General features: G+C 57.4%; 13 protein-coding genes and 1 pseudogene. 7 read left to right on the forward strand and 7 right to left on the reverse strand.

What is annotated here, in order from left to right:
- The 7 genes from cheB (at position 1) to OM794_RS18880 (ending at position 7,754) form a co-directional block, all read left to right on the forward strand.
- Positions 1-1,068, forward strand: coding sequence for a chemotaxis-specific protein-glutamate methyltransferase CheB (gene cheB / locus OM794_RS18850; RefSeq protein WP_226246908.1), 1,068 nt, complete (start codon positions 1-3; stop codon positions 1,066-1,068).
- A complete protein-coding gene (locus OM794_RS18855; RefSeq protein WP_226246907.1) occupies positions 1,065-2,492 on the forward strand; it encodes a CheR family methyltransferase in 1,428 nt (475 codons plus the stop codon). The genes cheB and OM794_RS18855 overlap by 4 nt, the downstream gene beginning before the upstream one ends.
- Positions 2,493-2,494: 2 nt before the next feature.
- Positions 2,495-4,624, forward strand: a complete 2,130-nt coding sequence (locus OM794_RS18860; RefSeq protein ID WP_265153959.1) for a response regulator — start codon at positions 2,495-2,497, stop codon at positions 4,622-4,624.
- A 54-nt stretch (positions 4,625-4,678) separates the two neighbouring features.
- Positions 4,679-5,041, forward strand: coding sequence for a response regulator (locus OM794_RS18865; RefSeq protein WP_226246904.1), 363 nt, complete (start codon positions 4,679-4,681; stop codon positions 5,039-5,041).
- Positions 5,042-5,115: 74 nt separating this feature from the next.
- Positions 5,116-6,795 (forward strand): diguanylate cyclase, encoded by a 1,680-nt coding sequence (locus tag OM794_RS18870; protein WP_226246903.1) that lies wholly within the window; start codon positions 5,116-5,118, stop codon positions 6,793-6,795.
- A complete protein-coding gene (locus OM794_RS18875; RefSeq protein WP_226246902.1) occupies positions 6,785-7,345 on the forward strand; it encodes a chemotaxis protein CheW in 561 nt (186 codons plus the stop codon). The genes OM794_RS18870 and OM794_RS18875 overlap by 11 nt, the downstream gene beginning before the upstream one ends.
- Before the next feature lies 1 nt (position 7,346).
- On the forward strand, positions 7,347-7,754 hold the full coding sequence (locus OM794_RS18880; protein WP_226246901.1) for a hypothetical protein: 408 nt from the start codon (positions 7,347-7,349) through the stop codon (positions 7,752-7,754).
- A gap of 19 nt (positions 7,755-7,773) precedes the next feature.
- Here the strand turns inward: OM794_RS18880 and glp are convergent, their stop codons facing one another.
- From glp to OM794_RS18915, 7 genes and pseudogenes are all read right to left on the reverse strand, one after another.
- Positions 7,774-8,979 (reverse strand): gephyrin-like molybdotransferase Glp, encoded by a 1,206-nt coding sequence (gene glp / locus OM794_RS18885; RefSeq protein WP_226246900.1) that lies wholly within the window; start codon positions 8,977-8,979, stop codon positions 7,774-7,776.
- On the reverse strand, positions 8,972-9,493 hold the full coding sequence (gene moaB / locus OM794_RS18890; RefSeq protein WP_226246899.1) for a molybdenum cofactor biosynthesis protein B: 522 nt from the start codon (positions 9,491-9,493) through the stop codon (positions 8,972-8,974). Before moaB ends, glp begins: the two co-directional genes overlap by 8 nt.
- Positions 9,493-9,831, reverse strand: coding sequence for a DUF1244 domain-containing protein (locus OM794_RS18895; RefSeq protein WP_226246898.1), 339 nt, complete (start codon positions 9,829-9,831; stop codon positions 9,493-9,495). Before OM794_RS18895 ends, moaB begins: the two co-directional genes overlap by 1 nt.
- 103 nt (positions 9,832-9,934) lie before the next feature.
- Positions 9,935-11,035 carry a formate dehydrogenase subunit gamma gene (locus OM794_RS18900; RefSeq protein WP_226246897.1) on the reverse strand — a complete coding sequence of 367 codons (1,101 nt, stop codon included), beginning with the start codon at positions 11,033-11,035 and terminating at the stop codon, positions 9,935-9,937.
- A gap of 11 nt (positions 11,036-11,046) precedes the next feature.
- Positions 11,047-11,661 (reverse strand): formate dehydrogenase FDH3 subunit beta, encoded by a 615-nt coding sequence (gene fdh3B / locus OM794_RS18905; RefSeq protein ID WP_007112726.1) that lies wholly within the window; start codon positions 11,659-11,661, stop codon positions 11,047-11,049.
- A gap of 76 nt (positions 11,662-11,737) precedes the next feature.
- Complete coding sequence (locus tag OM794_RS18910; protein WP_320442890.1) at positions 11,738-12,085, reverse strand: molybdopterin dinucleotide binding domain-containing protein; 348 nt, start codon at positions 12,083-12,085, stop codon at positions 11,738-11,740.
- An 878-nt stretch (positions 12,086-12,963) separates the two neighbouring features.
- Positions 12,964-14,589 (reverse strand): annotated as a pseudogene (locus tag OM794_RS18915) (molybdopterin-dependent oxidoreductase); the annotation flags it as partial.
- Positions 14,590-14,606 lie beyond the last annotated feature (17 nt).

Below are 14,606 nucleotides of genomic sequence, written 5' to 3' on the forward strand. Positions count from 1 at the left end.
ATGAGTGTAATTCGGGTAGTCATTGCTGACGACAGCCAAGTAGCCCGCGACGTGCTACGCGATATCCTCAGCCGGGACGATGATATTGAGATCGTGGGAGAAGCCACTAATGGCCGCGAAGCGGTGGAGCTGGCCAAGCGCCTTGCGCCGCAGTTGATCACCATGGATCTCAATATGCCGGTGATGGACGGCTTGTCCGCTATCGAAGAGATCATGTACAGCAAAGGGGTACCCATTCTGGTGGTCAGCGACCGCTCCGATGCGCAAACGGCCTATCAAGCCCTTGAGGTAGGCGCGTTGGAGGTGATGCCTAAACCCACTCTGGAAGGCGCCGATGCCGAACGCTTGCTGGAGCGTGTACGCTTGCTTTCCGGCGTGGCGGTCATCACTCGTCTACGTCGACGCGGCTTAGCACCTCCCCCTACTCCCCCGAGACCAGCGTTTACGGTAACGCCACGGGGGGTGCCGCGTAACTTCCAGCACGTGGTCGCTATCGCCTGCTCAACCGGTGGCCCGCAAGCCTTAGTGCGGGTGCTGCGGAGGCTACCCAGCGGGTTTCCAGCCCCCATTGTGATCGCTCAACACATCAGCCATGGTTTTATTGATGGCATGGCACAATGGCTGGCATCCCTTTGCACTATGCCGGTTAGCGTGGGTCAAGAGGGCGAACTGCTACGCCCTGGGCATATTTACTTATCACCTTCCGAGCGTGATCTATGCGTATCCTCCCGCCACCGTTTCCAGCTTCAACCCAGTCCTGAATGCTCCCTGTATCACCCCTGTTGCGATGTGCTGCTGCAAAGTGTCGCAGAGGTCTACGGCAGTGATGCGATTGGCATTATTTTGACCGGCATGGGCCGCGACGGAGTGAATGGCATGCGGGCAATACATCGCGCAGGCGGAACCACTTTCGCGCAAGATGAAGCCAGCTCGGTGATTTATGGCATGAATCAGGAAGCCGTCAAAGCGGGCGTTATACAGTATGAGTTACCGCTCGATAGCCTTCCGGATCGGCTGCTTCGCGATGTCCGCGGCTACATGGATAGCCGACCGGAGCCTCTGGCATGAGTGCGTTTGCTCCCTTCAAAGCCCTGGTACATCAGCGCTGCGGGTTACACCTAGAGGGCTTGGCCGAAGCCCGGCTTTTCCGAGCAGTAGCCAGCTTACAGGCCTCCACAGGGCTGACTGACACCGTCCAGCTTCTCAACCAATTAAGCCGTGACCCGGCGCTATTCGATCAATTTGTCAGTCAGTTGACGGTCAACGAAACCTATTTTTTTCGCGAACCTGACGCCCTGGACTGGCTGATCAACACCTATTTACCAGCACGCCTAACGACAGAGCAGCCGCCGCTCTCTATCTTCAGCGCGGGCTGCTCTTCCGGTGAAGAGCCCTATAGCGTAGCGATGATGCTGTTTGAGCGCTTTGGCGAGCGGGCCAAAGCGCTGTTTACCCTTACCGGCGGCGATCTGGATCACCAAGTCCTCGCCAAGGCACGCCAAGCGGTTTATGGCGGCATGTCGTTTCGCGCCCTCTCCCCCGCCTTCAAAAAGCGTTACTTCAGCCCCTACCAGGGCCGCTACAAGCTTCACGAATCGCTGCGCCAATGGGTCACCTTTCGACCGTTTAACCTTTTAAACGCCAACGAAGACAGCCCCGGCGGCCCCTTTGATGTCATTCTGTTTCGCAATGTCTCGATCTACTTTGACCAGCAGACGCGGCGCCATATTCATCAGCAGCTTAGCCAATTGCTGGCCCCCAATGGCATTTTACTCTGCGGCGTCACCGAAACCCTGGGTAACGATCTCGGCGTGTTTGAATTGACCGAAGCTCAGGGCATATTTTACTTTCGCCATGCAGAGCAACCCGCAATAGTGCCAGCGACTCCCCTTCAGCCCTCATTACTTGCAATGGACAACATGGCTGAAGAGAGTATTAGCGTTGCTGAGAGCACGAATAAACAGATAGCGTTAGACAACTGCACTGATGTGGCCCTCCAAGCGCCACATCAGCATGCGACGAAAAATGAGCCAACGGATAGCATTAGCCACCCACTGCACACCGCTCATCGGTTGCTCAACCAAAATGCTTTTGACGACGCCGCGACGCTACTTGAGGAACTGCTTAAGCACCAGCCGTGGTCGATCGATGCGCTAGTGCTGGCCGGGTTGGTCGCCCGCTGGCAGCAGCAGCCCCAGCTTGCCTACGACCATTTTAAGCGGGCTATTTACGTCGCCCCGGAGTGTTGGCCGGCCCATTTTTACTTAGCTGAACTTTATCGCCAGGGCGAACTGACCGACAAGCCTGTTCAACGCCAGCGTAGCTATGCCGCGGTGGTTCGTTTGCTGACCACCGCGCCCACCTCTAACGGCGGCCTAGACACTATCGCTCCACCGCTACCGCCAGGTGATGCGCGCTTTCTAGCCGAACGTTATTTAGACGCGGTTAACCTAACACTGGCATCAACCAGTACCACACAGGGAGTGGGTTAATTATGGCGCTGGATATTCGCCGCTTTATACAGCGCTTTGTTGAAGAGGCGGCCGACCACCTGCCCCGCCTGCGCGAAGGCGTTAGCGCACTGGAGCAGGGCCATGCTGATCGCGAACAGATCAACGAGCTGTTCCGCGCAGCGCATACACTGAAAGGCTCGTCGCGGATGCTTAAACTGGTGCCGATTACGGCGCTGGCACATAGTACTGAAGAGCTGCTCAGCGCTCTGCGCGACGGCACCCTCACCGCAACCCCGACGGTGACCAGCCTGCTCAGCCAGGCGGTAGATGGTCTTGCTGACTTCGTCAGTCGACTCGCCGAAGGCGCGACAGGTGACGACCTACCCGCGGCGGATGAAGCGCTATGTAACGCCCTGGAAGCGGCTGCCCTCGGCCAGCTTCCCCCCCTGCCCATTACTTCCGCTGAGGCAATGCCGTCCTCTGCACCAGCGCTACCATCCTCCTCAACACCACCTTCCTCCGCTGCGCTGGTGACGGAGAGCGAACTGCGCCTTAGCGATACGGTGCGGGTTCGCCTGGATCGACTGGACGATGTTATTCGTTTGATGGGTGAAGTACTTTCCAGCCACCATCATTTACATACCCTAGTTGACCAAGCCCGTGAGCTAAGCACCACCCTTCCTGCCGAACAGCAGGGGCCTTTTCACGCCTTTCACCGAGAGCTGAAAGATAGCGTGTTAAGCCACGATTCACTGATGAGCGACCTACACGACCGGGCACTGCAAATGCGCATGCTGCCGCTAAGCGTGGCGTTTGATCCACTCGCGCATATGTCCCGGGAATTGGCCCAGTCACTCGGCAAACAGGTCGACTGCCGAGTGAGAGGCAGCGAAATCGAACTTGATCGCCAGATGATTGACCGGCTGTCGGATCCGCTTATTCACCTGCTGCGCAACGCCTTGGATCACGGTTTAGAGCTGCCTGCCGAGCGCCAGGCAGCGGGTAAGCCTCCCCGTGGGCAACTGATTATCGAAGCCTGGCAGGATGCGGACTGGGTGGTGGTAGAGATGCGTGACGACGGCGCGGGTATTTCGCTTGAAGCAGTGCGCCAGAAAGCGCTCGCTAAACAGCTGGTCAGCGAAGAGCAGCTCCTTGCGCTGAGCGAACAGGAAACGCTAGAGCTTATATTCCTGCCGGGTTTCTCTACCAAGAGCATGATCACCGATTTTTCTGGCCGTGGTGTGGGCATGGATGTGGTCAAGCGCACCGTGGTAGATGAGCTTAACGGCGATCTGCAGCTTGCCAGCGAACGCGGTAGCGGCACGCGCTTTACTCTGCGCCTGCCACTCTCGTTGGCGATGATGCGGGTACTGCTGGTCAGCGTCGGCGGCGTCAACCTAGGGGTAACCGCGCCTTACGTATCAGAGTTGGTAGAGTGCTCATCACAAGCATTTATTGATGCTGCGGGTCAGCGCACGCTGATTTTACGCAATGAATTTGTGCCGGTGGTATCGCTAGCCCAGCTGCTTGAGCTACCTGAGACGTCGTCAGGTACTGATACCACCCTCCTGCTGGTCGTCCACCAGCGGCACCAAAAGCTTGCTCTCATTATTGACTCACTGATTGATGAACGCGATATGATCATCAAGCCGCTGCCTGCGCATCTTCGTTATTTACCGCTGGTCTCGGGCATGGTTTCCATGGGCCGCAATGCGCTGGTAAGCCTACTCCACGTACCCGCTTTACTGGAAGCCACCCGACACGGCACCCAGCGTGCTAACGAAGAGCGAGCCTCCGCCGCTCTCGCGAAACGCATTTTGGTGGTCGACGACTCACTGAATACCCGCGAAATAGAAAAAGATGTACTCGAAGCGTGGGGTTACCACGTCACGCTGGCCGAAAATGGTCGCGATGGATTAGCCAAAGCATTGGCAGAGCCTTTTGATGCCGTACTGACCGACGTTGAAATGCCGGTAATGGATGGCTTTGCGCTGACTGCCCGACTGCGCGAAAATGAGGTTTATCGTTATCGGCCGATCATCATTATCACCTCGCGGGAAAAAGAGGCTGATCGGCGTCGCGGTATTGAAGTCGGTGCCGACGCCTATATCGTCAAAGGTAGTTTTGACCAAAACAATTTAGTAGAGACGCTCCAGGCCCTACTGGGCTAACGGTGAGCGTTACTGATATCACCATAAATGCCACAACAATCATGAGGTCATGGAATGCATATCCTGGTCGTAGACGACGATCCGCTTGCCGGAGAAATGACGGCGGCACTGCTTGAGTCTCAGGGCCATAACACCTTGCTGGCCAGTGACGCGATGGAGGCCGTCGAGCAGTTAGACGCTCATAGCGATATCAAACTGATCGTCAGCGATATGCACATGCCCCTTGTCAGCGGATTAGCGCTGTTAGAGATGTTGCGCGAACAAGATAATCACCTGCCGTTTATTTTACTCACCGGCGACACCCCAGATACAACGCTACGGCAGACCCCTGGCCTGAACGCCTGTTTACGTAAAGATGCCGAACTTGCTTGGAACCTTGACGCTGCGGTGAAACAGACACTGGCACTCAACGGCTAAGCAACGCTTGATGAGATGAAAGGGATTAATCATGGAATGGATCGCCGCTTTCGATCACTTACGTAGGTAGTTTGATGTCTAAGCCCGCCCCTACGCTACACGATAAGCTAAACCAGCTACGTGAGCGTTTTATTGAGCAGCTTCCGTCCCGCTTAGCGCAAACCGCCGAGCTGTGGCAGCAGAGTCGCACGACGAGCGAAGAACAGTCGCGACTCGCGCCAGAGCTGCACCGTTTCTTTCATAGTTTGAAAGGAACCGGGAGGTCGCTGGGCTTTGAGCGGCTTGCCCTGCTGGCGGATCAAGCGGAAGAGGCGCTCACTAGCTCCCCCACCCGCGCCGATATCGATACGTTTATCAGTCAACTGCTTCTCCAGATGGGTCACGAACAGCAGCACCTGCGCTCCCACCACGGTCAACAGCAAGCGCTGGCGGCCGTAAACAGCTTCGAGCTTTCCAGCCAGGTTGAACCACTGCGCAATAAGCGTCAGCGGTTAATTTATCTGTGCGACGATGAGCCCGAGCAGGTTGATCAATTAATCCATCACCTACGCTGCTTTGGTCACGAAGTCGTTCAGTTTATCGATACAGACACATTCTTTAACGCTGTGCTCACTCGTCGCCCTGACGCGGTGATCATGGATGTGCAGTTCCCCCAAGGCCAGACGGCAGGCACTGAAACCCTGACCAGCTTGAACAAACTGACAGGTCAACCGCTTCCCGCCATCGTTTTATCGGCCCATAGCGACTTTCATTCGCGCCTGAGTGCCGTTCGTGCAGGCTGCGGCGGCTACTTTACCAAACCGGTAAAACCGCTGGATCTGATGCTGGCCGTGGATGAACTGACCGCTCCGGCAGCGGAAGAGCCGCTGAAGGTGCTGGTAGTGGATGATGAGCCAGAAGCAGCCGCTTACCACGCTCTGTTGCTTAAAGAGGGCGGCATGAGCGTTCATCAGGTGCATCACCCGGCCGATGCACTTAATGCTATGGAGCGCTTTAGCCCCGACTTAGTACTGGTCGATGTGTATATGCCGGTGTGTTCAGGGGAAGAGCTGGCATCGATTATTCGCCAGCAGCCGGAACACCTGGGGCTACCGATTATCTATCTCTCCAGTGAAACCGACAGCCAAAAGCAAATATCCGCTATGTCTGCAGGGGTTGAAGCCTTTCTTACCAAACCCGTTCAGCCCGAAGAGCTGGTTTCTGCCGTGCGGCTACGCGCCGAACGCCTGCGCCTGCTGCGCTCGTTAATGACCCGCGACAGCATGACCGGGCTGTATAACCACAGCACTACCACCGAACTGATCAATAAAAACCTCGCTCAGGCTCACCGTGATAATAGCCAGCACGCCATGGCGATGATCGATATTGATCACTTCAAGCAGGTCAACGACACCCACGGTCATTTAGCGGGTGACCAGGTAATTATCACCCTGGCAAGACTATTAAAGAGCCGTCTGCGCCTCTCAGATATTATCGGCCGCTACGGCGGAGAAGAGTTTGTTGTGCTGCTAAAGGGCATTAATGCCGAGAAAGCCGCCACATTAATCGATAGCCTGCGCGAGGATTTTGCACTGGTCGATTTTCACGCCGGTGAGGTTCCATTTCGCTGCACCTTTAGCGCAGGCATTAGCAGCTTCCCCGCACAACCTTCTACCGAGTCGCTGCGTTTAAGCGCTGACCAGGCGCTCTATCGCGCCAAACACCATGGTCGAAATCAGGTAGTGATATCGACGGAGCTGACCGATGACCGCTGAATTTCCCCGCGACGACGAGGCGAATGATCAGCCGCCCGCGACCCAAACCCTTGACGATGCATTGGCAGCAAACGGCGATGCTGAAGCAGTGGTGGATGTTGATGAGCCCACCCAACAGCTAGTGCTCTTTCGGCTCAACGGCCAGCCTTTTGCACTACCCGGCAGCGCGGTGAGTGAAATTCTATCCAGCGACCAACCCGTCTATTACGTACCGGGACTGCCCGCCTCTACCGAAGGTGTGCTGCACCTGCGAGGCAAAATCGAGTCCGTCATTAGCCTGCATCGACTACTCGGTTTACCTGCACCGGAAGGCGACAGTAAAGGGATGATTCTATTAGTGAGCGCGGCGGGGATTACCAGCGGCGTGCGTATTGAACAGCTTGATGATGTATCCGAGGTCACCCAGAGTATACTGCAAGCGCCGCCAGAGACGCTTTCTGGTACGTTGCGCCCCTATGTCAGTGCCCTGTGGCAGAGAGATGAGCGAGAAGCGCTTGCCCTGCTTGACCCAGAGGCGCTATTCGACGCTTACCAGCAGGGGCTTGGCTAAAGTGCCCTTACATCGCGGCCATCACGCACAAGCCCAGGTTGCCTTGGTGCTGTTTTGCGTAGGGCCTTACCGTGCTGCTCTGGAAGCATGCCATGTGCTGGCCATGACCGATCACCCTACGGCACTGCGCACCGCCAATGCTCAAACGCTGCTCTATGAAGGTGGAGACCATGACACCCCATCTAACCGCTGGCTCACCCTGCGCGACGCTCAAGCAGCCAGCGACAACAACAGCATTTGGCAACTGGGCGTGAGCGGTGACGTAACGCTTCAGCAACTGCCGGCCAATACGCTCTACCCGCTGCCTAAACTGCTGCTTTCCCGCCGATTTTCCACGGCGCTATGCGGGTTAACCTTCGACCAGCAGCAACTAGTACTGCTACTGGATGCCCACAAGCTTAATCCCTAGCTTTCTCAGCCCCCTGCTCTTAGCCAGCCAACCACAAGCAGCTAATGGCATCACCCTCGGCTATGTTGCTATTGGCCGGAATGACCGCAAAGGCATCGGCGCTAATACAGGATGAGAGCACGCCGGAATTCTGATCCTCAAAGGCGGTCGCCGTTACTCCGCTTGGCGTGAACTCAAGCGTCACACGCATATAGTGCTCACGTGGGCCAGTGGAGGTAGCAAACCCAGCTTTCGCGGTTACCGCTGGCAGCGATGTTAGCGCTGGACAACCCAGCATTGCGCCCAGCAAGGGGCGTAAAAACAGCCAGGCACCGACAAATCCTGAGACCGGATTGCCTGGCAAACCGACAAACCGCGCCTGGCTCCCCCCATCGCGAGGCAAACGACCCAGTGCTAGCGGCTTACCAGGACGGATCGCCAGCTTCCACATATCGAGCTGACCAATCGATTCCAGCGCAGCCTTGACATGATCCTCTTCGCCGACACTCACGCCGCCAGTGGTAACCACCAGGTCTGCCTCAGTAGCGGCGGCCGTTAACAGCGCCACGGTGCGAGCATAGTCATCCGGCACGCTAACGGCACTCACCACTTCGGCGCCAAAGTTCTCTAACAGACGTTTCAACATCGGCCGGTTAGAGTTATATAACTGCCCTGGCTTAAGCGGAGTGCCCGGATCAATAATCTCATCACCCGTCGAAAGCAACGCCACACGGGGGCGTCGGCGCACGCTGACCTGGGTAATACCCTGGCCCGCCAAATGGCCCAGTGCCGCCGCTTCGAGCCGCTCACCGGCGTTGAGCAGCACGGAACCGCTCTTCACGTCGCGTCCTTTACGGCGAACGTTATCGCCTGCGGGTACATCTTCAGGCATCAGCGCACGTTCACCGTCGACCTCGACCCGCTCCTGCATTACCACACAGTCGGCGCCGGGAGGAATCTCACCACCGGTAAAAATACGCGCGCAGCTGCCGGGGGCAAGCGCTTTAGCCTGGGTGCCCGCCGCAATACGTTGACTCACCGGCAGCCACTGCCCAGCATCGGATGAACACAGCGCGTAGCCATCCATCGCGCTGTTATCGAACGGCGGCACATCCAACTGTGCGGTGACAGCCTCGGCCAACACACGCCCTCCAGCGGCTTCCAGCGGAACGCTCTCTGCACCTAGTGCACTTACATCTGCCAGTAGCGCATTAAGCGCGGCGGATATCGGCTGCAAATCAGCCATGCTGCCCCCGGCCTGGGATGACCAGGTTGGCGAAGTTGCAGGGTTTGTGGCGGCTATCCAACTGCTCGGCCAGAATGCCGTCCCACCCGGTGCGGCAGGCGCCGGTTGAGCCGGGCAGGCAGAACACTACCGTGGCGTTGGCTAAGCCGCCGAGGCAGCGGCTCTGGATAGTGGAGCTGCCGATCTCTTCACCACTTAGCTGACGAAAGCGTTCGCCAAAGCCTTCGATGCGCTTATCCAGCAGCACCGAGATGGCTTCCGGCGTAGAGTCGCGGCCAGTAAAGCCGGTGCCGCCGGTAGTGATCACCACCTGTACTTCCGTATCGGCGATCCAATTGGCGACCACCGCACGAATGCGGTAGACATCGTCCGGCACAATGCGTTTTTCAACGAGAGTATGACCGGCGTTGGTTAGCCGCTCGACCAGCGCTTGACCGCTGCGATCCGTCTCTTCCGTGCGGGTATCGGAGACCGTGAGTACGGCTATGTTGAGAGGCACCATTGGCTCACCCATTAACGTCCCCCTTGTTTGGCTGCTTTCTTTTTGGCGTGATGCGCTTCCCAAGCGGCCATCTGCTCAGGCGTAGCGGGGGGCTGGTAAAGCTCCTTCCACTCGCTGTAAGGCATACCGTAAACGTACTCACGTGCCTCTTCATAGTTGAGGCTTTCATCCCGCGCTTCAGCGGCGCTAACCAGCCATTTGGATAAGCAGTTGCGGCAAAAGTCCGCCAGGATCATTAAGTCGATATTCTGGACGTCTTTGTTATCGTCCAGATGCTGTAGCAAGCGCCGAAACGCAGCGGCTTCAAGCTCGGTGCGCGTGGTTGGGTCTAACTCATCAAACGCTGACATAACCGTTCCTCTTATACATGGCTTGGGTTATTTAATAACTTAAGGTGAAGCATAACAAAAGACACCGCCGAAAGGCGGTGTCTTAGCGACCATTAAATGCTTATTAACTGGTTCGCGTCGCCGACGGTTCACTGCTACCGCCAGATGACTTGCGGGCCGCCACCTCTTGTTCCGATAGCGTTTGATCCTTGACCTCTTCGTACCAAAGATTGTGGTGCTCTTTGGCCCAGGTCTCGTCCACGTAACCCGTGGTCATACCCTCTAGCGCGCCCTCGGTACCCAGCGTGCCGATATAGATATGGCCAAGGGAAACTGCGGTGAGCCCCAATGCCCCCACTGCGTGGATAATATTGGCCCACTGCATGGTGTCACGGCTCTGGTCGAAGTTGGGGAAGTCGAGCACAAAGCCGCTGGCGACAACAAGGATGCCCACAGTCGCTAACAGCCAGTACCAGACTTTTTCGCCACCGTTGGCAAAACCAGCATCCACATGCTTTTTGCCAATCATACCGCCGCCTTTCTTGAACCATACCCAGTCGTGCTTTTTGGGAATATTGTCTTTGATCAAGCTGACCAGCAGGATCACCAGCAGAATGCCAAAGATCGGCCCCAGGTAGTTATGCAGCACTTTTGTCGCCGCAATCATCCAGGCCCAAATCCCATCGCCAAACAGTGGACGGAACACAAATTTACCGAACAGCAGCGTCATCCCAGTCAGCGCCAGAATGATAAATAGCGTTGCTACCGTCCAGTGCAGCGCGCGTTTCATCAGCGTCCAACGCAAGAGCAGACGCCCCGTGCGCGGCGCCTCAAGCTCCTTACGCCCGACAATGAGGTAGAACAGCGCGATCAGCGCCGCCATGCCAAATACCGCAATCAAGCCAAACGGCGAAACCCAGCGGTTGCGAATCTGCCGCCAGGTTTCACCGCTTGAATTGATCAGGCTGTAGTTACTGTCAGCGCGTGAATCACGGTAGTTGGGCCCGGTTTCTCCACTACGTACCTGGCGCCACTGGTCAGCGGTAATGCCGGGGGCTGCAGTGGTCATCTCGCGATCAGGATCCGCTTGGGCAACGGCCACTTGCGTGAAACCGAGGCTTAGCACCAGAGCAAGCGCCACCAACATAAAGCGCCAAATACCCAGGGCGAGCCCTTTACCTGAGCGCGGCACCCCACCGGGTGCCTGTGCAGTCAACAGGTTCATGACACGCCTCCTTACCCTTTATGGGCAGCATCATAGGCTAGGTTGTCGGCACTGGCCTGAGGGTTATTAGACCAGGCGCCATCTTTGTGCCCGCGATGAACCACGCGCTGACGGAAGATATCAGCCACGTCTTGAGCATCACCGGCCAGCAGTGCTTTGGTGGAGCACATTTCAGCACATAGCGGTAGTTTCCCTTCAGCAATGCGGTTAGAGCCGTACTTCTGGTACTCCTCCTCTTTGCTTTCGGCCGGGCCGCCCGCGCAGAAGGTGCATTTGTCCATCTTGCCACGCTCACCAAAGGCATCCTGTTGGGGAAACTGCGGGGCGCCAAACGGGCAGGCGTAGAGGCAGTAGCCACAGCCGATACAGAGGTCTTTGTCGTGCAGCACGATGCCGTCATCGGTTTTGTAGAAGCAGTCGGTGGGGCACACCGCCATACAGGGTGCGTCGTCACAGTGCATACAGGCCACTGAGATAGACATTTCGCTGGCTTCACCGTCGTTGAGCGTGACCACGCGGCGGCGCTGAATGCCCCACTCAACATCGTTGGCATTTTTACACGCGGTGACGCAGCCGTTGCATTCGATGCAGCGCTCGGCGTCACACATAAATTTCATTTGAGCCATGGTGTTCTCCTCATGCCGGTGCGGGATGGCTCCCGCACCGTCGTGCTGTCAGGTCGGTCGCGACTTTTTTCTAAGCTTACGCCCGCTCAATGCGGCAAATGGTGCACTTGGTCTCTTGCATCAGTGTCACCGGATCGTAGCCGTAGGTGGTCGCGGTATTGGCCGCCTCACCAATGATGTACGGATCAGACCCATCCGGGTAACGGTCGCGCAGGCTTTCGCCCTGGAACATGCCGCCAAAGTGGAACGGCATAAACGCCACGTTACGATCGACGCGAGGCGTGACCAGCGCTTTGACTTTGACACGACCTCCTTCAGCGCCTTCAACCCAGACATCGTCGCCATCCTTGATGCTGAGGTCGTTGGCGTCTGCCGGGTTAATTTCGACGAACATCTCCTGCTGAAGCTCGGCAAGCCACGACATGGAGCGCGTCTCTTCCCCGCCGCCTTCATACTCAACCAGGCGCCGGAGGTGAGAATCATCGGATACTCACCGCTGTTGTCGCGATCCTGAATGGTTTTGTACATGGTCGGCAGGCGCATGATGGAGTCGAAGTCGTCCCAAGTAGGGAAGCGTTCAACCAAATCGCGCCGCGTGGTGTAGAGCGGCTCGCGGTGCTTCGGCACCTGGTCGGGGAAAGTCCAAACCACGGCGCGTGCCTTGGCGTTGCCGTAGGGCGCACAGCCATGCTCAATGGTGACACGCTGGATACCGCCGGAGAGATCGGTTTTCCAGTTTCTGCCTTCCGCCGCCTGCTTCTCTTCGGCGGTCAGGTCGTCCCACCAGCCGAGATCTTTAAGCAGTTGGTCGTTGAACTCCGGATAGCCGTCGTCGATATCACCACCCACCGGCGCTGAACCTTCTGCCAGAAGGTTGACGCCGTCACGCTCGATACCGAAGCGGGCACGGAAACCCATGCCGCCTTCCATCACCGGCACGCTGGTGTCGTAAAGATTAGGCGAACCAGGGTGATTAAACTCCGGCGTGCCCCAGCAGGGCCACGGCAAGCCGTAGTAGTCACCATCCGCCGGGCCACCCTCTGCGCGCAGGTTCTCGAAACTGAACGTGTGCCAGTTTTTCTGGTGCTCTTTGAGGCGCTCGGGGCTTTGCCCGGTGTAACCTACCGTCCACATACCGCTGTTGATTTCACGCAGAATATCTTCGATGAGCGGCTCGTCACCGTTCATCTGGTAGTTCTTGACCAGCTCATTACCGAAGCCCAGCTTACGGGCAAACAGGTACATGATTTCGTGGTCGGGCTTGGACTCGAAAAGCGGCTCAATCACGCGGTCACGCCACTGAATCGAACGGTTAGTCGCGGTGACACTGCCAGTGGTTTCGAACTGGGTGGCCGCTGGCAGCAGATAGACGCCGTCGCTGCGGTCGTGCATAACGGCAGCAACGGTGGGATAAGGGTCAACGATGACCATCATCTCCAGCTTCTGCATCGCTTTTTGCATCTCGACGCCGCGGGTCTGGGAGTTAACCGCGTGGCCCCAGTAGAACATTGCTTTCAGGGCAGTGCGCTGAGAGATATTCTCGTCCTCTTCCAGCACGCCATCGACCCAGCGGGAGACCGTAATGCCACTGGTGTACATCGGCTTACCGTCGGCGTACTCGGTATCATCATAGCGGCCTTTTAGCCACTCGTAGTCGAGATCCCACACCTGCGCCCAGTGCTGCCAGGCGCCTTCCGCCAAGCCGTAGTAACCCGGCAGTGAGTCACAGCCAAGGCCAAGGTCAGTTGCGCCCTGTACGTTATCGTGGCCGCGCAGGATATTAGCGCCGCCGCCCGCCACGCCGATATTCCCCAGCGCCAGCTCAAGAATGCAGTAAGCGCGGGTATTATTGTTACCGGTGGTGTGCTGGGTGCCGCCCATACACCAAACCACACAGCCAGGCCGGTTGTCGGAGAGGCGTTTGGCGACATCAAACATCTCGGCTTCGGGGACGCCAGTGACTTCTTCTACAACGCTGGGCGGGAAGTTGGCGACTTCGGCGCGCACTTCGTCCATCCCGTAAACGCGCTGATTGATGTATTCGCTGTCTTCCCAGCCGTTTTCGAAAATATGCCACAACAAGCCCCAGATATAGGCGACGTCCGAACCGGGACGCAGACGCACGTACTTGTTGGCTTTGGCGGCAGTACGGGTAAAGCGCGGGTCAGCGACGATGATGTCGCAATTGTTGCGCTCTTTGGCGATCAGAATATGCTGCATCGCCACCGGGTGGGCCTCACTGGGGTTTGAGCCAATGAACAGAATCGCCTTGCTGTTATGCATATCGTTGAGCGAGTTGGTCATCGCTCCATAACCCCAGGTATTCGCCACGCCCGCCACGGTAGTGGAGTGGCAGATACGCGCCTGGTGGTCGGTATTGTTGGTGCCCCACAGCGAGGCGAGCTTACGCATTAAATACGCCTGCTCGTTGCTGAACTTCGCCGAGCCTAGCCAGTAAACGCTGTCCGGGCCGTGCTCTTCGCGCAGCTCTAGCAGTTTGTCGCCAATCTCGTTAATGGCGTCTTCCCAGCTCATGCGCTCCCACTCACCCGCAACTAGCTTCATCGGGTACTTGAGGCGCCGCGTGGAGTGGCCGTGCTGGCGCAGCGAAGCGCCTTTCGCACAGTGCGCACCCCGATTGATAGGGTGATCGAAAGCGGGTTCCTGCTTGGTCCAAATGCCCTCTTGAACTTCGGCATACACGCCACAACCTACTGAACAGTGGGAGCAGATGGTACGTTTGGTCTCGACCGGCGAGTCCAGCACGGGTGTTTTATCGGCGGCTTCTGAGCGCCGCATCATCGGTGCGCCCATAAAGCCAACGGCAGCCACACCGCCAGTGGCTGCACCACTGCGTTTAAGGAACTGGCGGCGGGAAATACCCAGCCCGGAGGCCTTGGGGGTGTCTGTTTTGCGAGTTAAGCGCATGGCAAATCTCCTGGCAT

Source organism: Halomonas sp. BDJS001, from assembly GCF_026104355.1.
Lineage (GTDB): Bacteria > Pseudomonadota > Gammaproteobacteria > Pseudomonadales > Halomonadaceae > Vreelandella.